Source organism: Streptomyces flaveus (assembly GCF_014647675.1).
Classification (GTDB): Bacteria; Actinomycetota; Actinomycetes; order Streptomycetales; family Streptomycetaceae; genus Streptomyces; species Streptomyces flaveus.
This window is the reverse complement of record NZ_BMPQ01000015.1, coordinates 123,617-143,880: the sequence shown is the minus strand read 5'-3', so window position 1 is coordinate 143,880 and position 20,264 is coordinate 123,617. Positions and strand designations below refer to the sequence as shown.

Below are 20,264 nucleotides of genomic sequence, written 5' to 3'. Positions count from 1 at the left end.
CAAGTTCATCTTCCGTTCACCCAGGTTGCCTACGGTCCACAGACCGATGACGTCCGACAGAAGACCGGGTAACGGGTAAATGGAGAACTTCTCGCTGATCCTCGCGATAGTGGTGGTCACTGCCCTCGCGTTCGATTTCACGAACGGTTTCCACGACACTGCCAACGCGATGGCCACCACCATCTCGACCGGCGCCATGAAGCCCAAGGCCGCTGTGGCCATGTCCGCCGTACTCAACCTCGTCGGCGCGTTCCTCTCCGTGGAGGTCGCCAACACGATCTCCAAGGGCCTGGTCAACGAAGACGGCATACAACCCGAGGTGATCTTCGCCGCGCTCGTCGGCGCCATCCTCTGGAACCTGCTGACCTGGCTCGTCGGCCTGCCGTCCAGTTCCTCACACGCCCTCATGGGCGGCCTGATCGGCGCCACCATCGCCTCGGCGGGCGCCGGCGCGGTGCACGGCGACGTCCTCGTCACCAAGGTGCTGATCCCCGCGATCGCCGCCCCGCTGGTCGCGGGCCTCGCCGCGATGCTCGCCTCCCGGCTGACGTACAAGCTCGGCAGGAACTCGAACGGCGAAGCCGCCAAGAAGGGCTACCGCACAGGTCAGATCGCCTCCGCCGGACTCGTCTCGCTGGCCCACGGCACGAACGACGCGCAGAAGACCATGGGCATCATCACCCTCGCCCTGGTCGCCGGCGGCGCCGTCGCCCCCGACTCGGACCCCCCGACCTGGGTGATCCTCTCCGCCGGTCTCGCGATCGCGCTCGGCACCTACCTGGGCGGCTGGCGCATCATCCGCACGATGGGCAAGGGCCTCACCGACCTCCAGCCGCAGCAGGGCTTCGCCGCCCAGACCAGCGCGGCCACGGTCATCCTGGCCTCCTCGCACCTCGGCTTCTCCCTGTCCACCACGCACTCGGTCTCCGGCTCGGTGATGGGCGCGGGCCTCGGCCGCAAGGGCGGTGTGGTCCGCTGGTCCACCGCCACCCGGATGTTCGTCGCCTGGGGCCTGACGCTGCCGGCCGCGGCTCTGGTCGCCGCGATCGCGGAGTACGTGACCTCCTTCGGCACTTGGGGCACCGCGTTCGTCGCCGTCTTCCTGGTCGCGTCCAGCGCCGCGATCTGGGTGGTCTCCCGCCGCCAGGTGATCGACCACACGAACGTCAACGACACCAACGTCACAGAGGAACCCGTCGACGTGGTGACCACGGCCATCACCGCCGTCACCCCGCCCCCGACGGGCACCGTCGAAGAGCCGGGCACCGAGCCCGCCCGTACCGCCACGGTCTAAGGAACGAACAGCATGAAGATCGATTGGGCAGCCCTCGGCTCCGTCTTCGGTGTCAGCCTCATCGTCACCGTCGCCCTCGTGGGCCTCTTCACCCTCGGCATCGCCGGCCTCTCCAAGCGCGAGTCGGCGTCCGCCCAGGGCAACTCCGCGACCCTCGCGACGACCGGCGCGTACGCCTGCTTCACGGCATGCACGGCGGCGGTGGCGTACGGGATCTACCTGATCGTGGCCTGACGTCCCGCACGCCACCCGCCTGTGTGGGCCTTCGCACACTCTCCCTTCGCAGGTCAGCGGCAAGTTGACGGCTGCTGACGGGCGTGGTGGACTGCCCGAGCCAAGTACGGCGGCAGAAGAGGAAGCCGGTGTGAGTCCGGCGCGGTCCCGCCACTGTCACCGGGGAAGTAACTCCCCGGGAGCCAGGAACTCTCGCCGTCGGTCTCGTCGAACCAGGGCGCGGACACCCTGAGTGAGGACATAACGCCATGCGCGGCTGCCTGTTGCGGATCAGTTTGCCGAGTACGAGGGATGCGAGGGCCCCAAGGGTTCTGCCTGACGTAGCGACAGGCTGACCTCCATGCGTGCCGATCGCGTTTTCGCGTACGGCGCCGCCGCCGGCCTCCTCGGTGACCAACTCCTCGGCGATCCGCGCCGTGGACATCCGGTCGCCGCGTTCGGGCGGGCCGCGGGCGCCGTGGAACGGGTGTTGTGGCGGGACCACCGTGGGTGGGGCGCGCTGCACACCGCCGTGTGCGTAGGCGGTGCCGTATCCCTCGCCGCCCTCGCCGCCACTTCCGTACGTACCTCCCGCACCGCCTCCGTAGCGCTGACCGCCGCCGCCACCTGGGCCGTGGTCGGCGGGACTTCGCTCGGCCGCGAGGCCCGGGTCATCGGCGAGGCACTCGCCGCAGGGGACATCGAGATGGCCCGGGAACGGCTGCCGCACCTGTGCGGACGGGACCCCCAGGCGCTGGACGCCGACGGGATCGCCCGGGCCGTCGTCGAGTCCGTCGCCGAGAACACCTCCGACGCGGTGGTCGGCGCGCTGGTGTGGGGCGCCGTGGCAGGTGTGCCGGGACTCGTCGGCTTCCGGGCCGTCAACACGCTGGACGCCATGGTCGGGCACAGGTCGCCCAAGTACCGGCGTTACGGCTGGGCTTCCGCGCGGCTCGACGACGTGGCGGGCTGGCCGGGCGCCCGGCTGACCGCCCTGCTCGCGACCGTCGCGGGCAGCAATCCACGCGGGGCCGTACGCGCCTGGCGCGCCGACGCCACCCGGCACCCGAGCCCCAACGCCGGGCCCGTCGAGGCCTCGTTCGCGGGAGCGTTGGGAGTACGGCTGGGCGGAACGCTCTCGTACGGGGGGCGAGTCGAGCACCGGCCGGTACTCAACGGCGAGGGGCGGGCCGTGCGGGTCGACGACATCGAGCGGGCCGTACGGCTCTCGCGGAGCGTGAGCCGGCTCGCGCTCGGTGCGACCGTCGCCGGGCGACTCGTCACGAGACGGCTCCTCACCGGTCGGCTCATCGCAAAGGGGCGTACGTCATGAGTGGCGGCGGGCTACTCGTCGCCGGGACCACCTCCGACGCGGGCAAGAGCGTGGTCACCGCCGGGATCTGCCGGTGGCTGGTGCGCCAGGGGGTGAAAGTCGCCCCCTTCAAGGCGCAGAACATGTCCCTCAATTCGTTCGTCACGCGCGAGGGCGCCGAGATCGGGCGCGCACAGGCCATGCAGGCACAGGCCGCACGCGTCGAGCCGACGGCGCTCATGAACCCCGTACTGCTGAAGCCGGGAAGTGACAGGAGCAGCCAGGTCGTCCTCATGGGCAAGCCCGTGGGAGAGCTGAGTGCCCGCGGCTACCACGGCGGGAGGCAGGAAAAGCTCCTCGGGACCGTGCTGGACTGCCTGGCCGAGTTGCGGGGCACGTATGACGCGGTGATCTGTGAGGGGGCGGGCAGTCCCGCCGAGATCAATCTGCGGCGGACCGACATCGTGAACATGGGGATCGCCAGGAATGCCCGGCTCCCTGTGCTGGTGGTCGGTGACATCGACCGTGGCGGGGTCTTCGCGTCGTTCTTCGGGACGGTCGCTCTGCTGTCGCAGGAGGACCAGGAACTCGTCGCCGGGTTCCTGGTCAACAAGTTCCGCGGCGATGTGTCGCTGCTGGAGCCGGGGCTGGACATGCTCCACGGCCTCACCGGGCGCTCGACGTACGGCGTGCTCCCCTTCCAGCACGGCCTCGGTATCGACGAGGAGGACGGACTGCGGGTGTCGCTGCGGGGCACGGTGCGCGAGTCCGTGGTCGCTCCGCCCGTCGGCGAGGACGTCCTACGGGTCGCCGTCTGTGCGATCCCCCTCATGTCCAACTTCACCGACGTGGACGCGCTGGCCGCCGAACCGGGCGTCGTGGTGCGATTCGTGGACCGCCCCGAGGAGCTAGCCGACGCCGACCTCGTGGTGATCCCGGGGACCCGCGGGACGGTGCGGGCCCTGGAATGGCTGCGGGAGCGCGGCCTCGCGGACGCACTGATGCGCAGAGCCGCTGAGGGGCGGCCCGTCCTCGGCATCTGCGGCGGCTTCCAGGTGCTCGGCAAGCACATCGAGGACGAGGTCGAGTCACGTGCGGGCCATGTCGACGGACTCGGACTGCTCCCCGTACGCGTGCGGTTCGCGCGCGAGAAGACCCTCACGCGGCCCGTCGGCGAGGCGCTCGGTGAGTACGTCGAGGGGTACGAGATCCATCACGGCGTCGCCGAAGTCACCGGTGGAGCCGCGTTCATCTCTGATGACAATGGACACAGCTTGGACGGCTGCCGGGTCGGCGAGGTCTGGGGCACGCACTGGCACGGCTCGCTGGAGTCGGACGGTTTCCGGCGGGCCTTCCTGCGCGAGGTGGCGGCCGCCGCGGGCCGCCGTTTCGTACCGGCCGCCGACACCTCGTTCGCCGCGCTGCGCGAGGAACAGCTCGACCGGCTCGGCGATCTGATCGAGAACCACGCGGACACGGACGCGCTGTGGCGACTCATCGAGTCGGGCGCGCCCTCAGGACTGCCCTTCATTCCACCGGGAGCGCCCGTATGAGCACAGTGCTGTTGTTGTCGACCGCCGATACGGATCTGCTGGCGGCCCGGGCCGCTTCCGGCGCCTCGTACCGGATCGGCAATCCGACCCGGGTGGATGTGGCGGAGGAGCTGCCCGCGCTCGTCGAGGGCGCGGACATCGCCGTCGTACGCCTGCTGGGTGGCAAACGCGCCTGGGAGGACGGGCTCGCGGCGTTGAAGGCGTCCGGGATCCCGACGGTTCTGCTCGGCGGGGAGACTGTCCCCGACGCGGAGTTGATGGCCGAGTCATCGGTACCGGCCGGTGTCGTGGCGGAGGCACTGCGGTACCTCGTCGAGGGCGGCCCCGGGAACCTCGCCGAGCTGGCCCGCTTTCTCTCCGACACCGTGCTGCTCACGGGCGAGGGCTTCGAGGAACCGCGGAAGATGGCCGAGTACGGCATCCACGGTGAGCGTCCGTACGCCGACGGCCGCCCGACCATCGGCGTGCTCTTCTACCGGGCCCATGAACTGTCCGGCAACACCGCCTTCGTGGACACCCTGTGCGACGCGATCGAGGCGCGCGGCGCCAACGCCCTTCCCGTGTACTGCGGTTCGTTGCGCGGCGCCGACGAAGGCCTGTACGAGATCCTCGGGCGGGCCGACGCGCTGGTCGCCACCGTGCTCGCGGCGGGAGGCACACACGCCTCGCAGGCCTCGGCGGGCGGTGACGAGGAGGCCTGGGACATCGGGGCGCTGGCGGACCTCAACATCCCTGTGCTGCAAGGGCTTTGCCTGACGTCTTCGAAGCAGGCGTGGGATGAGTCCGATGCCGCCCTCTCCCCCATGGACGCGGCGATGCAGGTCGCGATCCCGGAGTTCGACGGGCGGATCGTCACGGTCCCGTTCTCCTTCAAGGAGCAAGGCCCTGACGACGTACCGGTGTATGTCGCCGATCCGGAACGGGCCGGGCGCGTCGCCGGAATCGCCGTACGCCACGCCCAGTTGAAGCACAAGCCGAACGACGAGAAGAAGCTCGCGCTCGTCTTCACCGCCTACCCGACGAAGCACTCGCGCGTCGGGAACGCGGTGGGGCTCGATACCCCGGCTTCAGCGGTACGGGTCCTTGACGCACTGCGGGACGCGGGATACGGGGTCACCGAATATCCGTCCGGCGGCGACGAGTTGATCCACCGGCTCATCGCGGCCGGCGGTCACGACGTCGAGTGGCTGACGGAGGATCAGCTGGCCGCCGCGCCGGCGCGCGTACCGCTCGCCGACTACCAGGCGTGGTTCGACAAGCTCGACCCCGCGCTGCGGGAGGGGATGCTGGAGGCGTGGGGTGAGCCGCCGGGGTCGTTGTACGTCGACGGGGACGACATCGTGCTGGCCTCCCTCCAGTTCGGGAACGTCGTGGTCATGATCCAGCCGCCCCGTGGCTTCGGCGAGAACCCGATCGCGATCTACCACGACCCGGACATGCCGCCGTCGCACCACTACATGGCGGCGTACAGGTGGCTGGAACTCTCGTTCGGCGCCGACGCGATCGTGCACATGGGCAAGCACGGCACGATGGAGTGGCTGCCGGGCAAGGGGCTTGGACTGAGCGGGGGTTGTGCACCGGACGCGGTGCTCGGCGACCTGCCGCTGATCTACCCCTTCATCGTCAACGACCCCGGCGAGGGCACCCAGGCCAAGCGCCGCGGTCACGCCACGGTCGTCGACCACCTGGTACCGCCGATGGCTCGCGCGGACACCTACGGGGATCTGGCGAAGCTGGAGCAACTCCTCGACGAGTACGCCCTCGTGTCCGACCTGGACCCGACGAAGGCGCCCGCGGTGCGCGCGCAGATCTGGACGCTGGTCAAAGCGGCCGAACTGCATCACGACCTGCATGTGGACGATCAGCCGGACGACGACGCGTTCGACGAGTTCGTCATGCACATCGACGGCTATCTGTGCGAGATCAAGGACGTGCAGATCCGGGACGGGCTGCACATCCTGGGCGGCGGTCCGGAGGGCGAGGCGCGCGTCAATCTCGTACTGGCCGTGCTGCGGGCCTCGCAGGTGTGGGGCGGCGCGGCGAACGCGCTGCCGGGCCTGCGCGCCTCGTTCGCCTCCCATTTCGGGCTGATCGAGAAGGAGTTGCTCGCCGAGCCGGGCGCGCCGCTGAAGGTGCCGACCGAGCTGACCGACCTCGTCGAGGGACCGTCACGCTCGGCTTCGGACGCGATCGACCTCCTGGAGATCCTGTGCCGCCGGGTCGCGGAGGGCATGGAGGAGCGCGGATGGGACGTCGCGGCTGTCCCCGATCTCGTACGCGAGGTCGTCGGCTCCGAACTCCCCGACGCCGTGGCGGTGTTGGAGTTCGCGTGCCGTGAGGTTGTGCCGCGTCTCGCCCGTACGACTGACGAGATCGACCACATCCTCCGGGCCCTAGACGGCGGTTACGTCCCGGCTGGGCCGTCGGGTTCGCCAACGCGCGGGCTCGTGAACGTCCTGCCGACCGGCCGCAACTTCTACTCGGTCGACCCCAAGGCCATTCCGTCCCGGCTGAGTTGGGAGGTCGGGCAGTCGCTGGCGGACTCACTGGTCCAGCGGTATCTGGCCGACACCGGTGAGTACCCGAAGTCGGTCGGCCTGACGGTCTGGGGTACGTCCGCGATGCGCACCCAGGGCGATGACATCGCGGAGATCCTGGCGCTGCTGGGGTGTCGGCCGGTGTGGGACGACGCGTCGCGGCGGGTGACGGGCTTCGAGGTGGTTCCGGTGGAGGAACTGGGGCGGCCGCGGATTGACGTCACGGTCCGTATCTCCGGGTTCTTCCGGGATGCGTTTCCGCATGTGGTGGGGCTGATTGACGATGCGGTTCGGGCGGTGGCGGAGCTGGATGAGCCTGCGGAGAGCAACTTCGTGCGGGCGCATGTGGAGGAGGACGCTGCTGCGCATGGGGATCGGCGGCGGGCTACGGCTCGTATTTTCGGGTCGAAGCCGGGGGCTTATGGGGCGGGGTTGCTGCCGTTGATCGATGCGCGGAACTGGCGGAGCGATGCGGACCTCGCCGAGGTGTACGCGGTTTGGGGCGGTTATGCGTATGGGCGCGGGCTTGAGGGGCGGGCGGCGCGCGGGGACATGGAGACGGCGTTCAAGCGGATCGCGGTGGCGGCGAAAAATGTCGACACCAGAGAACATGATCTTGTCGACGCGGACGACTATTTCCAGTACCACGGCGGCATGGTCGCCATGGTGCGGCACCTGACGGGGGCGAGTCCGGAGGCGTACGTCGGCGACAGCGCCACGCCCGACCAGGTGCGAACGCGGACGCTGGGCGAAGAGACCCACAGGGTTTTCCGGGCGCGAGTGGTCAACCCTCGCTGGATGAGCGCCATGAGGCGGCATGGTTACAAGGGTGCCTTCGAAATGGCGGCGACCGTCGACTACCTCTTCGGGTACGACGCCACGGCCGGGGTCGTGGACGACTGGATGTACGAAAAACTCGCGTCCGAGTACGTGTTCTCGCAGGAAAACCAGGACTTCATGCGGAAGTCCAATCCGTGGGCACTGCGCGGCATCACCGAACGTCTGCTGGAGGCGGCAGAGCGCGGGCTGTGGGCGGAGCCGGACCAGGAGACCCTGGACCGGCTCCGGGCGACCTACCTCGAACTTGAGGGAGATCTGGAGGGAGACGAGTGATCTCCCTGGGAACCCCCGCGTCGGCGGGGACAACACCCGGTGTGTCTCATCGCCGAGCGTCCTGGTCGGAACACCCCCGCGTCGGCGGGGACCAGGCCTTGACCGTGGCACGCCTGCAGCCAGCCTTCGCCCCGCTCAGTGAAATGTCACCCGAAGGAGTGATCACAGCGTGACCACCCCCTACCCGTTCTCCGCCATCGTCGGACAGGACGACCTCCGGCTGGCACTGCTGCTGAACGCAGTGTCACCGCAGGTCGGCGGAATCCTCGTGCGCGGGGAAAAGGGGACTGCCAAGTCCACATCCGTGCGCGCCCTTTCGGCCCTCCTGCCGGAGGTGGACGTCGTCGCCGGGTGCCGGTTCTCATGTGCGCCCGGGTCGCCAGATCCGGCATGCCCCGACGGTCCGCACGAGGTGGGGACCGGTACGACGCGTCCCGCGCGAATGGTCGAGCTGCCGGTCGGCGCGTCCGAGGACCGGCTCGTCGGCGCACTCGACATCGAGCGAGCACTGTCGGAGGGCGTGAAGGCGTTCGAGCCAGGGCTGCTTGCCTCGGCGCACCGAGGAATCCTGTACGTCGACGAAGTCAATCTCTTGCACGACCACTTGGTCGACCTCTTGCTGGACGCCGCCGCGATGGGTGCCTCGTACGTCGAGCGAGAAGGCGTCTCCGTCCGTCACGCCGCCCGATTTCTTCTCGTCGGAACCATGAACCCCGAAGAGGGCGAGCTGCGGCCCCAGCTCCTTGACCGTTTTGGGCTGACCGTCGAGGTCGCCGCCTCGCGGGAACCCGACCAGCGTGTAGAGGTCGTACGGCGACGGCTCGCGTACGACGATGACCCCGCCGGCTTCGCGGCGCGCTGGGCCGACGAGGAGGCCGCCGTACGGGCACGGATCGTGGCCGCGCGTGAGCTGCTGCCGTCCGTACAGCTCGGCGACGGGGCGCTGCGGCAAATCGCGGCGACGTGTGCCGCGTTCGAAGTGGACGGCATGCGCGCCGACATCGTTATGGCGCGGACGGCGACCGCGCTGGCCGCGTGGGCCGGACGTACCGACGTACTCGCGGAGGACGTCCGACAGGCCGCGCTGCTCGCCTTGCCTCACCGTCGGAGGCGTAATCCCTTTGATGCGCCGGGACTTGATGAGGACAAGCTCGACGAGACGCTCGAGGAGTTCGGCGGCGAGGGCGACTCCGGCGACGAGGACCCGGATCCGGACGGGCCCGGCGGTGGCGGGCAGCCGCCGCAGGACGGGCCGGACGGGGATGACTCCCCCGCCGGTGATGTTCCGGCGCAGGGCGAACCCTCGGAGGGCGACGAGCAGGCGCCGGCCGCACCCGGTGGCGGTGAGCAGTCCCCCGTACGGGCTGCCGAGCCGTTTCGTACCAAGGCGCTGAGCGTGCCCGGACTCGGCGAGGGTGCCGCCGGGCGGCGGTCCCGGGCGCGGACCGAGCACGGGCGGACCACCGGGGCCCGGCGGCCCCAAGGGGCGCTCACCAAGCTGCACTTGGCGGCGACCGTGCAGGCCGCGGCCCCGCATCAGCGGGCTCGTGGGCGGTCGGGGCCCGGACTTGTCGTACGACGCGACGACCTGCGACAGGCGAGCAGAGAGGGCCGCGAGTCCAATCTCGTCCTGTTCGTCGTGGACGCCTCCGGATCCATGGCCGCGCGGCAGCGGATGAGTGCGGTGAAGGGGGCTGTGCTGTCGCTGCTGCTCGACGCGTATCAGCGGCGGGACAAGGTGGGGCTGGTGACCTTCCGGGGGAAGGACGCCGAGGTCGCGTTGCCGCCGACCTCGTCGGTGGACGCGGCGGCGGCCCGGCTGGAGTCGTTGCCGACGGGTGGGCGGACGCCGCTGGCCGCGGGGCTGTTGAGGGCCCATGACGTGCTGCGGGTGGAGCGGCTCAGGGATCCCGCGCGGCGTTCGCTCGTCGTCGTGGTGACGGACGGGCGGGCTACGGGTGGCCCCGAGCCGGTCGCGCTCGCTGGGCGCGCGGCGCGGCTGTTCGCGGCCGATGGGGTCGCGTCCGTGGTCGTCGACTGCGAGTCGGGGCCGGTAAGGCTCGGTCTTGCCGGGCAGCTCGCGGGTGAACTTGGTGGTACGGCAGTGACGTTGGACGAGCTGCGGGCCGACTCGATCGCCGGGCTCGTCAGGGACGTTCAGGGCAGCAGGGGCAACGGCAGGAGGGCCGCGTAATGCCGCAGGGACAGCCGAGTGTCGTACCGGATGACGGGTTGACGACTCGTCAGCGGCGTAATCGTCCTCTCGTCGTCGTGCATACGGGGATCGGCAAGGGCAAGTCCACCGCCGCCTTCGGGCTCGCGTTGCGGGCCTGGAATCAGGGGTGGCCGATCGGGGTGTTCCAGTTCGTGAAGTCGGCGAAGTGGAAGGTCGGCGAGGAGAACGCGCTCAGGGTTCTCGGTGCCTCCGGTGAGGGCGGGTCCGTCGACTGGCACAAGATGGGTGAGGGCTGGTCCTGGGTGCAGCGCGACTCCCAGATGGACAACGAGGAGAAGGCCCGCGAGGGGTGGGAGCAGGTCAAGCGGGACCTCGCTGCCGAGACGTACAAGCTGTATGTCCTCGATGAGTTCGCCTATCCCATGCACTGGGGGTGGGTGGATGTCGACGAGGTGATCTCGGTGCTTCGGGATCGGCCGGGGACGCAGCATGTGGTGATCACCGGGCGGAACGCGCCCGAGAAGCTCGTCGAATTCGCCGATCTCGTCACCGACATGTCCAAGGTCAAGCATCCGATGGACGCCGGCCAGAAGGGCCAGAGGGGCATCGAGTGGTGATTTCCGTCCCTCGGCTGGTCATTGCCGCGCCGTCTTCCGGCAGCGGCAAGACCACTGTTGCTACGGGGCTGATGGCGGCGTTCGCCTCGCGGGGGCTTGCCGTGTCTCCGCACAAGGTGGGGCCCGACTACATCGATCCCGGGTATCACTCGCTTGCCGCTGGGCGGGTGGGGCGGAATCTCGATGCGTATCTGTGTGGGGCGGAGTTGGTGGCTCCGTTGTTCGCGCATGGTGCGCGTGGGTGTGATGTCGCCGTTGTCGAGGGTGTGATGGGGCTGTACGACGGGGCCGCCGGGGAGGGGGAGTTGGCCTCCACCGCTCATGTGGCGAAGTTGCTGCGGGCGCCGGTGGTGTTGGTCGTGGATGCGTCTTCGCAGTCTCGGTCGGTGGCTGCGTTGGTGCATGGGTTCGCTTCCTGGGATCCCGAGGTGCGGGTTGCCGGGGTGATCCTCAACAAGGTCGGGTCCGAGCGGCATGAGGTGATGTTGCGGGAGGCGTTGGACGAGTCGGGGGTGCCGGTGCTTGGCGTCCTGCGGCGGGCTCGGCAGGTGGGTACTCCTTCTCGGCACCTTGGTCTTGTGCCGGTTGCCGAGCGGCGGGCGGAGGCTGTTGAGGCGGTCGGTGCCATGGCTTCGCTGGTGCGTGAAGGATGCGATCTGGATGCGCTGTTTGCGCTGGCGCGCAGTGCGCCTGCGTTGTCGGGTGCGACGTGGGATTCGGCTGAAGGGGTGGCCTGCGGCGCTTTTTCCCCAGTCCCGCCCCTTCCCGAAACTGGGGGCTCCGCCCCCAGGCCCCCGTATCGGCCTGAACGGCCTCGTCCTCAACCGCCGGACGGGCTGATTGGTTCCGGCCCGGCGCTTCCAAGGGTTGCCGTCGCCGGCGGCCCCGCCTTCACCTTCTCCTACGCCGAGCATGCCGAACTGCTCGCCGCCGCCGGAGCCGAAGTCATCACCTTCGACCCGCTCCATGACGAGCAACTGCCGGACGGAACGGCCGGGTTGGTCATCGGAGGCGGGTTCCCGGAGGTGTACGCCGCCGAGCTGTCCGCCAACGAACCCCTGCGCAAAGCCATCGCCGAGCTGGCGTTCAGCGGCGCTCCCGTCGCCGCCGAATGTGCCGGCCTCCTCTACCTCTCCCATGAGCTCGACGGTCAGCCCATGTGCGGCGTCCTGGACGCGGCCGCCCGTATGGACGAGCGGCTGACCCTGGGGTATCGGGACGCCGTGGCCGTGAGCGACAGCGTGCTCGCCGTAGCCGGGACGCGGATGCGCGGGCACGAGTTTCATCGCACCGTCGTCGAGCCCGGCGCGGGGACCGCTCCCGCCTGGGGGCTCCACGCTCCGCAGCGGCGGGTCGAAGGTTTCGTACAACAAGGTGTGCACGCGAGTTACGTGCACACGCACTGGGCGTCCGCACCCGGCGTCGCCCGTCGGTTCGTGGAGAGGTGCCGGACGTCATGAGCAGCAGCAGACTGATCGGAGTCGGGGTCGGCCCCGGGGACCCGGAGCTCGTGACCGTCAAGGGGGTCAACGCTCTCCGTGCGGCGGACGTGGTCGTCGTTCCCGTGATGGCTGCATCTGATGGAAAAGATGGCGGCGAGCGCGGCCGCGCCGAGGCCACCGTGCTGCACTACGTGCCCGAGGACAAGGTCGTACGGGTCGTGTTCGCGCTCAACGAGCGGTCGGACCGCGCGCGGCGCGAGGCCGCCTGGGACGCGGCCGGTGCACGGGTGGCCGAGCTGCTGCGCACCCACGGAACGGTCGCCTTCGCGACCATCGGCGACCCGAACGTGTACTCCACGTTCACCTATCTCGCGCAGACCATCGAGGAGTTGGTTCCGGGGACGGTCGTCGAAACGGTGCCCGGCATCACCGCCATGCAGGACCTCGCTGCCCGCTCAGGTGCCGTACTGACCGAGGGCACCGAGCCACTCACCCTCGTCCCCGTCACGGCCGGCGCCGCAGCGCTGAAGGACGCGCTCGCCGGTCCGGCCACGGTGGTCGCGTACAAGTTCGGCCGCCTCGCGGAGGAAGTGGTCGCGGCGCTGCGGGAGACCGGGCGGCTCGATGACGCGGTATGGGGTTCCGCACTCGGCCTGCCCGACGAGTCGATCAGCCCCGCGGCCGACCTGGACGGCACTCCCCTGCCCTACCTCTCCACCCTCATCGCCCCAGCTCAACGCCACGGCAAACGCGGCGGCAAGCTGTGACCGCCCGAAATCGCTGATCACTCGTACCACTCGTAGGAGAGGACCCACCCCATGCCCGACGCCCCCACCCCCAAGGTGACCTTCGTCGGCGCCGGGCCCGGCGCAGCCGACCTGCTCACCTTCCGTGCCGCGAAGGCGATCGCCGAGGCCGACATCGTCATCTGGGCGGCCAGCCTGGTGCAGGAGGAGGTCCTGGAGCACGCGCGCGAAGGAGCGGAGATTCTCGACTCGGCGACCATGTCGCTCGAGGACGTCGTCGCCGTGTACGAGCGGGCCGCGGCGGAAGGCCTGAAGGTGGCCCGCATCCACTCCGGCGACCCGGCGCTGTGGGGCGGCACGCAGGAGCAGGTCGACCGGTGCGAGAACATCGGCATCGAGACCGAGATCGTCCCCGGCGTCTCCTCCTTCTCCGCCGTCGCGGCGCTGGCTGGGCGCGAGCTGACCATCCCCGAGATCGCCCAGTCCGTGATCCTCACCCGCCTCGGCGGCGGCAAGACGCCCATGCCGCCGGGCGAGGAGGTCCGCGAGTTCGCCCGCCACGGCACCACCATGGCGCTGTTCCTGTCCGCCGCCCGCAGCGGCCAGCTCGTACGGGAGCTGCTGGAGGGCGGCTACCCGACGACGACGCCGGTCGTGGTCGCGTACCAGGCGACCTGGCCCGAGGAGCTGATCGTGAAGTGCACGATCAGCACGCTGGAGGAGACCGTCAAGGAGCACAAGCTGTGGAAGCACACCCTGTTCCTGGTCGGCCCGGCCCTCGACGCGCACGGCACCCGCTCACACCTCTACCACCCGGGCCACTTCCACGGCTTCCGCAAGGCGGACCCGGAAGCTCGTAAGGCGCTGCGTACGCAAGGCATGCGGGGTGCCACACCATGATCACCGTCGTCGGTACGGGAACGGGGGCGCCCCTTCCTCCGGACGCCGAGGCCGAGTTGGCCGCGGCGACACTCGTCGTGGGCGCCCGTCGGCATCTGGCGGCGGCCCGCCTGCCGGACACGGTGGAACGGATCGTCCTCGGTCCGCTGCCCCCCGCCCTCGACGCGATCGAGCAGCACCTGAAGAAGCCCGCGCATCACGCCGATCAACAGCGGGTCGTCGTACTGGCCTCCGGGGACCCCGGCTTCTTCGGCATCGTACGAGCGCTCGCCGAGCGCTTCGGCGCCCACACCCTGGACGTACGCCCCGGTGTCTCCTCCGTCGCCACCGCCTTCGCACGACTGGGCCTGACCTGGGACGACGCGGTCGTGGTGAGCGCTCACGGCCGGGATCCACGGACCGCAGTGAACGTCTGCCTGGCCCACCCGAAGGTGGCGGTGCTGACCGGTCCGGGCGCCGGGCCCGCGGAACTGGGCGCCGCGCTGCAATCGCAGTCGCAGTCGCAGTCGCAGTCGAGCGAGCGCGTCCTCGTCGTGGCCTCGGCCCTGGGTTCGGGCTCGGACGAGCGCGTCGAGCGGGTCACGCCCGCCGAGGCCGCCGCCCGCGAGTGGGGAACGGCGGTCAGCGTCGTGCTGTGCCTCGACGAGTCACGCATCCTCTCCCCCGTGCGTACGATCGCCGGGCCACCACCCGGGCCCCCCCAATGGGCCCTGGACGAGGGCGAGTTCACGTACCGCGACTCGATGATCAGCAAGTTCGAGGTACGTGCCCTGGCGCTGGCCCGGCTCGGGCCGCGGCTCGGCGACCACGTCTGGGACATCGGCGCGGGCTCCGGCTCGGTCGCCGTGGAGTGCGCGCGGCTCGGGGCCGCCGTGACCGCCGTCGAGAAGAGTGGGGACGGCGTGGAGCGCGTACGCGCCAACGCCGCCGCGCACGGCGTCCACGTGACCGCCGTGCAGGGCGTCGCACCCGCCGTACTGTCCGAACTCCCCGACCCCGACGCCGTGTTCATCGGCGGCGGCGGGCGTGAGCTGCCCGCGATCGTGACGGCCTGCGCACGGCGGGCGCGGCGGTCGGTCGTGGTGGCGATGGCCGCGCTGGACCGGGTTCCGGCGGTGCGGGAGGCGCTACTGGCCGCCGGGTTCGGCTGTGACGGCGTACTGCTGCAGTCGTCCCGGCTCGCGCCGCTGCCCGGGGACGTGACCCGGCTCGCGGCGACCAATCCCGTCTTTCTGCTGTGGGGCGTCAGGCCTCAGGCGCGTACCGAGGGAGTTACTCAGTGATCGGCCTGATTTCGGCGACGGCAGCGGGTGCCAGGGCCCGTGAACGGGTGGCCGCGGCCTGGCCGGATCGCACGCGGGTGTACGACGGCCCGGTGGGCGATGCCGTGCGGCGGGCCTTCGCGGAGTGTGAGCAGCTGGTGTGCTTCCTGGCGACTGGGGCTGTTGTGCGGCTCGTCGCGCCACTGTTGGCGGACAAGGCGTCCGACCCCGGGATCGTGTGTGTCGACGAGGGCGGACGGTTCGCCGTCTCGCTCGTCGGCGGGCACGGGGGCGGCGCCAATGAACTCGCGGGCGCGGTGGGTGAGTTGCTCGGCGCGCAGCCCGTGGTGACGACGGCGACGGACGCGGTCGGGGTGCCCGGCCTCGACACGCTCGGTTTTCCGGTCGAGGGGGATGTCGCCGCCGTGTCGCGGGCCCTGCTGGACGGGGAGCCCGTCGCCCTGGAGGCAGAGGTGCCGTGGCCCCTGCCACCGCTTCCCGTCGCCCCGGCAGGTCAGTACACGATCCGCGTCAGCGACCGCCTGGCCGAGCCCACCGCGCACGAAGTCGTCCTCCGTCCGCCGTCCCTCGTCGTCGGCGTCGGCGCTTCCAAGGGCGCCCCCGTGGACGAGGTGTTGGCGAACATCGAGGACGCCCTGCGTGACGCCGGGCTCTCCGCGAAGTCCCTCGCGGAACTCGCCACCGTCGACGCCAAGGCCGACGAGCCCGGCATCGTGGAGGCAGCCGCCCGCCTCGGGGTCCCTCTGGTCACGTACTCCGCCGAGGAGTTGGCGGCCGTGGCCGTGCCGAACCCGTCGGACGCCCCGCTTGCCGCCGTCGGTACGCCCTCCGTCGCGGAGGCCGCCGCGCTCGTACGGGGCGGCGAACTCCTCGTACCCAAGCGGAAGTCGGCCGGACGGGCCGGACAGCCCGCGATGGCGACCTGTGCCGTCGTACGGCGTCCCTCCCGCGGCCGACTCGCCGTCGTCGGGCTCGGTCCCGGCGCGCGCGACCTCCTCACCCCACGCGCCAAGGACGAACTGCGCCGCGCCTCCGTGCTCGTCGGGCTCGACCAGTACGTCGACCAGATCCGCGACCTGCTCCGCCCCGGCACCCGGATCCTTCAGTCCGGGCTCGGCGCGGAGGAGGAGCGGGCCCGAACCGCAGTGGCGGAGGCGCGACTCGGGCATGCGGTGGCGCTGATCGGCAGCGGGGACGCGGGCGTGTACGCGATGGCCTCGCCCGCGCTCGCGGAGGCGTCCGACGACATCGACGTGGTCGGAGTGCCGGGAGTGACCGCCGCGCTCGCGGCCGGGGCGATCCTGGGGGCGCCGCTCGGCCATGACCACGTGTCGATCAGCCTGTCCGACCTGCACACGCCGTGGGAGATCATCGAGCGGCGGGTACGGGCCGCCGCGGAGGCGGACATCGTGGTGACGTTCTACAACCCCCGTAGCCGGGGCCGCGATTGGCAGCTGCCCAAGGCGCTCGCGATCCTCGGCGAGCACCGGGAGCCGGCGACGCCCGTCGGTGTCGTACGCAACGCCTCGCGCCCGGACGAGTCCAGCCGCCTCACCACGCTCGCCGAACTCGACGCGGCCACCGTCGACATGATGACGGTCGTGACGGTGGGCAACACGGCGACCCGTGAGATCGCGGGCCGCATGGTCACGCCGCGCGGCTACCGCTGGCAGGAGGAGGCCAGGTGAACCGCGTCGTACACCCCATCGAGGTGGAGTCCTTCCGGCGGCTGCGCTCCCGGCTCGACACCTCGCACTTCCCGCCGCTGACGCGCGCGGTCGTGGAGCGGGTGATCCACTCGGCGGCCGACCTCGCGTACGCGGAGGATCTCGTCATGGACGAGGGCGCGCTGGAGAAGGCCCATGCCGCGCTGCACGGCGGGGCGCCCGTCGTGGTGGACGTGGAGATGGTCGCGGCGGGCATCACCCGGCGCGAGACCGTGTGCCGGCTGAAGGACGCCGAGTCCGGTCCTGGGCTGACCCGTTCGGCGCATGCGATCCGGCTCGCGTACGAGCAGGTCGGGCCTGGTGCGCTGTGGGTGATCGGCTGCGCTCCGACCGCGCTGGAGGAGCTGCTGACGCTGGACGCCGCTCCGGCGCTCGTCATCGGTCTGCCCGTCGGTTTCGTGGGCGCGGCGGAGTCCAAGGCCGCGTTGCGTCAGAGCGGGCTGCCCGCCGTCAGCAACGTCTCCGAGAAGGGCGGTTCGGCGGTCGCCGCGGCGGCGCTGAACGCCCTGCTGTATCACCCCGTACCCCCTTCACACCCCGTACACCCCGTATCCGAGGCCTCCGCGCCCCTGAAGGAGAACCCGTGACCACGTCCCAGCCGCCCGCCCTGCTCATCGCCGGACACGGCACCCGGGACGAGGCGGGCGCCGAGGCCTTCCGTGACTTCGTGCGGGAGTTGGGCCGCCGCACCCCCGAACTCCCCGTTGCGGGCGGCTTCATCGAGCTGTCCCCGCCGCCGCTCGGCGACGCCGTGACGGAGCTGGTCGAGCGAGGGGTACGCCGTTTCGCCGCCGTCCCGCTGATGCTCGTGTCCGCCGGGCACGCCAAGGGCGACATTCCGGCGGCGCTGGCCCGTGAGAAGGAACGGCACCCGGGGATCTCGTACACCTACGGGCGCCCGCTCGGCCCGCACCCCGCGCTGCTCGCCGTCCTTGAGCGACGGCTCGACGAAGCGCTCGGCTCTACGGCGCGCACGCCCCTCGACCGGGCCGATGTGACCGTTCTCCTCGTCGGCCGCGGCTCGACCGACCCGGACGCCAACGCGGAGGTCCACAAGGCGGCGCGGCTGCTGTGGGAGGGGCGGGGGTACGCGGGCGTGGAGACGGCGTTCGTGTCGCTGGCGGCGCCGGATGTGCCGTCAGGGCTCGACCGCTGCGTGCGGCTGGGCGCCCGCCGGATCGTTGTACTCCCCTACTTCCTGTTCACCGGCATCCTGCCGGACCGGGTGCGGCTGCAGACCGAGGGCTGGGCGGCGGCGCACCCGGAGGTCGACGTACGGTCGGCCGAAGTCATCGGCCCGGAGCCGGAGTTGCTCGACCTGGTGATGGAGCGCTATCGGGAAGCCGTGGCCGGCGACCTCCGGATGAACTGCGACTCCTGCGTCTACCGCATCGCACTGCCGGGCTTCGAGGACAAGGTGGGCATGCCCCAGCAGCCGCACTTCCACCCGGACGACGACGATCACCACCACGGTGGCCACCACCACGGCCATGCACACTCCCATGCGCGCTGAGAGACCCGAGGGAACCGAGGACCGGGCGCACGACCTCCGTCACCACGGCGACGCCGAGGTACGCGACGACGGCTCGGCCCTCGTCGACCTCGCGGTGAACGTCCGCGCCGACACGCCCCCGACGTGGCTGCGCGAGCGAATAGCCGAGTCGCTGACCGGGCTGGCCGCCTACCCGGACGGCCGGGCCGCGCGCGCGGCGGTGGCCGCCCGGCACGGGCTCCCCGTGGAGTGTGTACTCCTCACGGCGGGCGCGGCGGAAGCCTTCGTGCTGCTCGCCCGCGCCCTGAAGGTACGTCAGCCGGTGGTGGTGCACCCGCAGTTCACGGAGCCGGAGGCGGCGTTGCGGGACGCGGGTCACGCCGTGGACCGGGTGCTGCTGCGGGAGGAGGACGGCTTCCGCCTCGACCCGTCGGCGGTCCCCGAGGACGCGGACCTGGTGGTGATCGGCAACCCGACGAACCCGACGTCCGTCCTCCACCCGGCTGCGGTGATCGCCGAACTCGCCCGCCCCGGACGGACGTTGGTGATCGACGAGGCGTTCATGGACGCGGTACCGGATGAGCGCGAGGCCCTTGCCGGGCGTGTCGACGTCCCCGGCCTGGTGGTACTGCGCAGCCTCACGAAGACGTGGGGTCTGGCCGGGCTGCGGATCGGCTACGTGCTCGCTCCTCCGGAGACGATCGCGGACCTGGAGCGGGCGCAGCCTCTGTGGCCGGTCTCCACGCCGGCCCTCGCGGCGGCGGAGGCCTGCATGTCCCCGCGGGCCCTCGCGGAACAGGCCGACGCGGCCCGCCGGGTCGCTGCGGACCGGACCCATCTCGTCGCGGGGCTCAAGGAGTTCGCCTCCGACGGGTTGGCTGTGGCGGAGCCCGCGGAGGGTCCCTTCGTCCTCGTACGGCTTCCTCGGGCGGCGGTCGTACGACGGCATCTGCGCACCCTCGGGTACGCGGTGCGCCGCGGGGATACGTTTCCGGGGTTGGGCGAGGAGTGGCTGCGGCTGGCGGTACGGGACCGGTCGACGGTGAACCGGTTCCTGCAGGCGCTGGACAGGGCGGTGACAGGGGTGGGGCGGTAGCGGCGGGGGGACTGCCCTGCCCCGGCGATCAGCCGTGAACGGCGTTGAGGATGGCGGCGAGCTTTCCGGGTGCGCTGATCATTGCCATGTGGCCGGTGTCGAGATCGACGACGTTCGGCCGAAGCAGTGCGATGGATCGCTGCTGGAGTTCCTCGACGTAGCACTGGTCCCGGGTGAGGTGCACGTACGTCCGGGGTATCTCCCGCCGGTAGCCGCTCAGGTCCACGGGCTCCCTCAGCAGGGCACCCGAGTCGTCGGCCAGCCGGTCCAGAGCGGATGCGGCGGTCGCGTCGTCCATGTCGTTGCACAGCATCGCGGCGGCGCCCTCGCGTGTCTGGTGGTAGACACCGCCGACGATGGACTGTTCGACCAGGTCCCGCACTCCGGGATCGATCTGGTCGAGCACCCGGGATCCGTCGGGAGGTACGACGGCCGACACGAGGATGACCTGGCGGATCCGTTCGGGTATGAGGTCCAGGACGCGCGGCACCGTGACTCCCGCGAAGGAGTGGCCGACCAGCACCACGTCTCGCAGGTCCTTCGCCTCGACATCCTCCCGGACCGCATCGGCGCAGTCCGCGAGAGTGACCGTGCCCAGTCCGACTTCGGCTCTCGTCCCGCGACCCGGAAGGTCGACTGCCAGCGCTTCCGCGTTCAGATGGGGGATCAGCTCGTCCCAACAGTTCGCACCGAAGCCGGCTCCGTGGATCAGAACGAATGACATTTGCGACCTCCTCGTCGATGCCGCGAGACCTTAACTGAA

The 20,264-nt window shown here is 70.8% G+C and carries 16 protein-coding genes and 1 riboswitch; of the genes, 15 read left to right on the top strand and 1 reads right to left on the bottom strand.

What is annotated here, in order from left to right:
* The first annotated feature begins 79 nt into the window (after nucleotides 1–79).
* The 15 genes from IEZ21_RS27105 to cobC all read left to right on the top strand — a co-directional run bounded on the left by IEZ21_RS27105 (nucleotide 80) and on the right by cobC (nucleotide 19,501).
* On the top strand, nucleotides 80–1,294 hold the full coding sequence (locus IEZ21_RS27105) for an inorganic phosphate transporter (RefSeq protein ID WP_189324497.1): 1,215 nt from the start codon (nucleotides 80–82) through the stop codon (nucleotides 1,292–1,294).
* 12 nt (nucleotides 1,295–1,306) lie between these two features.
* Nucleotides 1,307–1,528: a hypothetical protein gene (locus tag IEZ21_RS27100; RefSeq protein WP_189324496.1), complete on the top strand. Its 222-nt coding sequence runs from the start codon at nucleotides 1,307–1,309 to the stop codon at nucleotides 1,526–1,528.
* Nucleotides 1,529–1,598: 70 nt separating this feature from the next.
* Nucleotides 1,599–1,742: riboswitch (cobalamin riboswitch) on the top strand.
* A 126-nt stretch (nucleotides 1,743–1,868) separates the two neighbouring features.
* The gene (locus IEZ21_RS27095; protein WP_189324495.1) at nucleotides 1,869–2,840 is read left to right on the top strand and encodes a cobalamin biosynthesis protein; all 972 of its coding nucleotides are present in this window, start codon (nucleotides 1,869–1,871) and stop codon (nucleotides 2,838–2,840) included.
* A complete protein-coding gene (locus tag IEZ21_RS27090; RefSeq protein ID WP_189324494.1) occupies nucleotides 2,837–4,372 on the top strand; it encodes a cobyric acid synthase in 1,536 nt (511 codons plus the stop codon). Before IEZ21_RS27095 ends, IEZ21_RS27090 begins: the two co-directional genes overlap by 4 nt.
* Entirely contained in the window at nucleotides 4,369–8,022 is a 3,654-nt protein-coding gene (cobN, locus tag IEZ21_RS27085) for a cobaltochelatase subunit CobN (RefSeq protein WP_189324493.1), read from the top strand. The genes IEZ21_RS27090 and cobN overlap by 4 nt, the downstream gene beginning before the upstream one ends.
* 169 nt (nucleotides 8,023–8,191) lie before the next feature.
* Nucleotides 8,192–10,216 carry a putative cobaltochelatase gene (locus IEZ21_RS27080; RefSeq protein ID WP_189324492.1) on the top strand — a complete coding sequence of 675 codons (2,025 nt, stop codon included), beginning with the start codon at nucleotides 8,192–8,194 and terminating at the stop codon, nucleotides 10,214–10,216.
* The gene (cobO, locus tag IEZ21_RS27075) at nucleotides 10,216–10,815 is read left to right on the top strand and encodes a cob(I)yrinic acid a,c-diamide adenosyltransferase (protein WP_033317806.1); all 600 of its coding nucleotides are present in this window, start codon (nucleotides 10,216–10,218) and stop codon (nucleotides 10,813–10,815) included. The genes IEZ21_RS27080 and cobO overlap by 1 nt, the downstream gene beginning before the upstream one ends.
* Nucleotides 10,809–12,275: a cobyrinic acid a,c-diamide synthase CobB gene (locus tag IEZ21_RS27070; protein WP_189324491.1), complete on the top strand. Its 1,467-nt coding sequence runs from the start codon at nucleotides 10,809–10,811 to the stop codon at nucleotides 12,273–12,275. Before cobO ends, IEZ21_RS27070 begins: the two co-directional genes overlap by 7 nt.
* On the top strand, nucleotides 12,272–13,024 hold the full coding sequence (cobI, locus tag IEZ21_RS27065; protein WP_189324490.1) for a precorrin-2 C(20)-methyltransferase: 753 nt from the start codon (nucleotides 12,272–12,274) through the stop codon (nucleotides 13,022–13,024). Before IEZ21_RS27070 ends, cobI begins: the two co-directional genes overlap by 4 nt.
* A gap of 51 nt (nucleotides 13,025–13,075) precedes the next feature.
* On the top strand, nucleotides 13,076–13,903 hold the full coding sequence (gene cobM, locus IEZ21_RS27060) for a precorrin-4 C(11)-methyltransferase (RefSeq protein ID WP_189324489.1): 828 nt from the start codon (nucleotides 13,076–13,078) through the stop codon (nucleotides 13,901–13,903).
* Nucleotides 13,900–15,186 carry a precorrin-6y C5,15-methyltransferase (decarboxylating) subunit CbiE gene (gene cbiE, locus IEZ21_RS27055; RefSeq protein WP_189324488.1) on the top strand — a complete coding sequence of 429 codons (1,287 nt, stop codon included), beginning with the start codon at nucleotides 13,900–13,902 and terminating at the stop codon, nucleotides 15,184–15,186. Before cobM ends, cbiE begins: the two co-directional genes overlap by 4 nt.
* On the top strand, nucleotides 15,183–16,874 hold the full coding sequence (cobJ, locus tag IEZ21_RS27050; RefSeq protein ID WP_189324487.1) for a precorrin-3B C(17)-methyltransferase: 1,692 nt from the start codon (nucleotides 15,183–15,185) through the stop codon (nucleotides 16,872–16,874). Before cbiE ends, cobJ begins: the two co-directional genes overlap by 4 nt.
* A complete protein-coding gene (locus tag IEZ21_RS27045; RefSeq protein WP_189324486.1) occupies nucleotides 16,871–17,500 on the top strand; it encodes a precorrin-8X methylmutase in 630 nt (209 codons plus the stop codon). Before cobJ ends, IEZ21_RS27045 begins: the two co-directional genes overlap by 4 nt.
* Nucleotides 17,497–18,426 (top strand): sirohydrochlorin chelatase, encoded by a 930-nt coding sequence (locus IEZ21_RS27040; RefSeq protein ID WP_189324485.1) that lies wholly within the window; start codon nucleotides 17,497–17,499, stop codon nucleotides 18,424–18,426. Before IEZ21_RS27045 ends, IEZ21_RS27040 begins: the two co-directional genes overlap by 4 nt.
* A complete protein-coding gene (gene cobC / locus IEZ21_RS27035) occupies nucleotides 18,416–19,501 on the top strand; it encodes an Rv2231c family histidinol phosphate aminotransferase CobC (RefSeq protein WP_246568175.1) in 1,086 nt (361 codons plus the stop codon). Before IEZ21_RS27040 ends, cobC begins: the two co-directional genes overlap by 11 nt.
* Nucleotides 19,502–19,529: 28 nt before the next feature.
* Here cobC and IEZ21_RS27030 read toward each other — a convergent pair whose 3' ends face one another.
* A complete protein-coding gene (locus tag IEZ21_RS27030; RefSeq protein WP_033317813.1) occupies nucleotides 19,530–20,225 on the bottom strand; it encodes an alpha/beta fold hydrolase in 696 nt (231 codons plus the stop codon).
* Between the last annotated feature and the right edge of the window lie 39 nt (nucleotides 20,226–20,264).

Excerpts from the sequence above, each read along its gene's own strand:
- IEZ21_RS27105 (WP_189324497.1), top strand. The coding sequence starts at position 80 with ATGGAGAACTTCTCGCTGATCCTCGCGATAGTGGTGGTCACTGCCCTC.
- IEZ21_RS27100 (WP_189324496.1), top strand. The coding sequence starts at position 1,307 with ATGAAGATCGATTGGGCAGCCCTCGGCTCCGTCTTCGGTGTCAGCCTC.
- IEZ21_RS27095 (WP_189324495.1), top strand. The coding sequence starts at position 1,869 with ATGCGTGCCGATCGCGTTTTCGCGTACGGCGCCGCCGCCGGCCTCCTC.
- IEZ21_RS27090 (WP_189324494.1), top strand. The coding sequence starts at position 2,837 with ATGAGTGGCGGCGGGCTACTCGTCGCCGGGACCACCTCCGACGCGGGC.
- cobN (WP_189324493.1), top strand. The coding sequence starts at position 4,369 with ATGAGCACAGTGCTGTTGTTGTCGACCGCCGATACGGATCTGCTGGCG.
- cobO (WP_033317806.1), top strand. The coding sequence starts at position 10,216 with ATGCCGCAGGGACAGCCGAGTGTCGTACCGGATGACGGGTTGACGACT.
- cobI (WP_189324490.1), top strand. The coding sequence starts at position 12,272 with ATGAGCAGCAGCAGACTGATCGGAGTCGGGGTCGGCCCCGGGGACCCG.
- cobM (WP_189324489.1), top strand. The coding sequence starts at position 13,076 with ATGCCCGACGCCCCCACCCCCAAGGTGACCTTCGTCGGCGCCGGGCCC.
- cbiE (WP_189324488.1), top strand. The coding sequence starts at position 13,900 with ATGATCACCGTCGTCGGTACGGGAACGGGGGCGCCCCTTCCTCCGGAC.
- cobC (WP_246568175.1), top strand. The coding sequence starts at position 18,416 with ATGCGCGCTGAGAGACCCGAGGGAACCGAGGACCGGGCGCACGACCTC.
- IEZ21_RS27030 (WP_033317813.1), bottom strand. The coding sequence starts at position 20,225 with ATGTCATTCGTTCTGATCCACGGAGCCGGCTTCGGTGCGAACTGTTGG.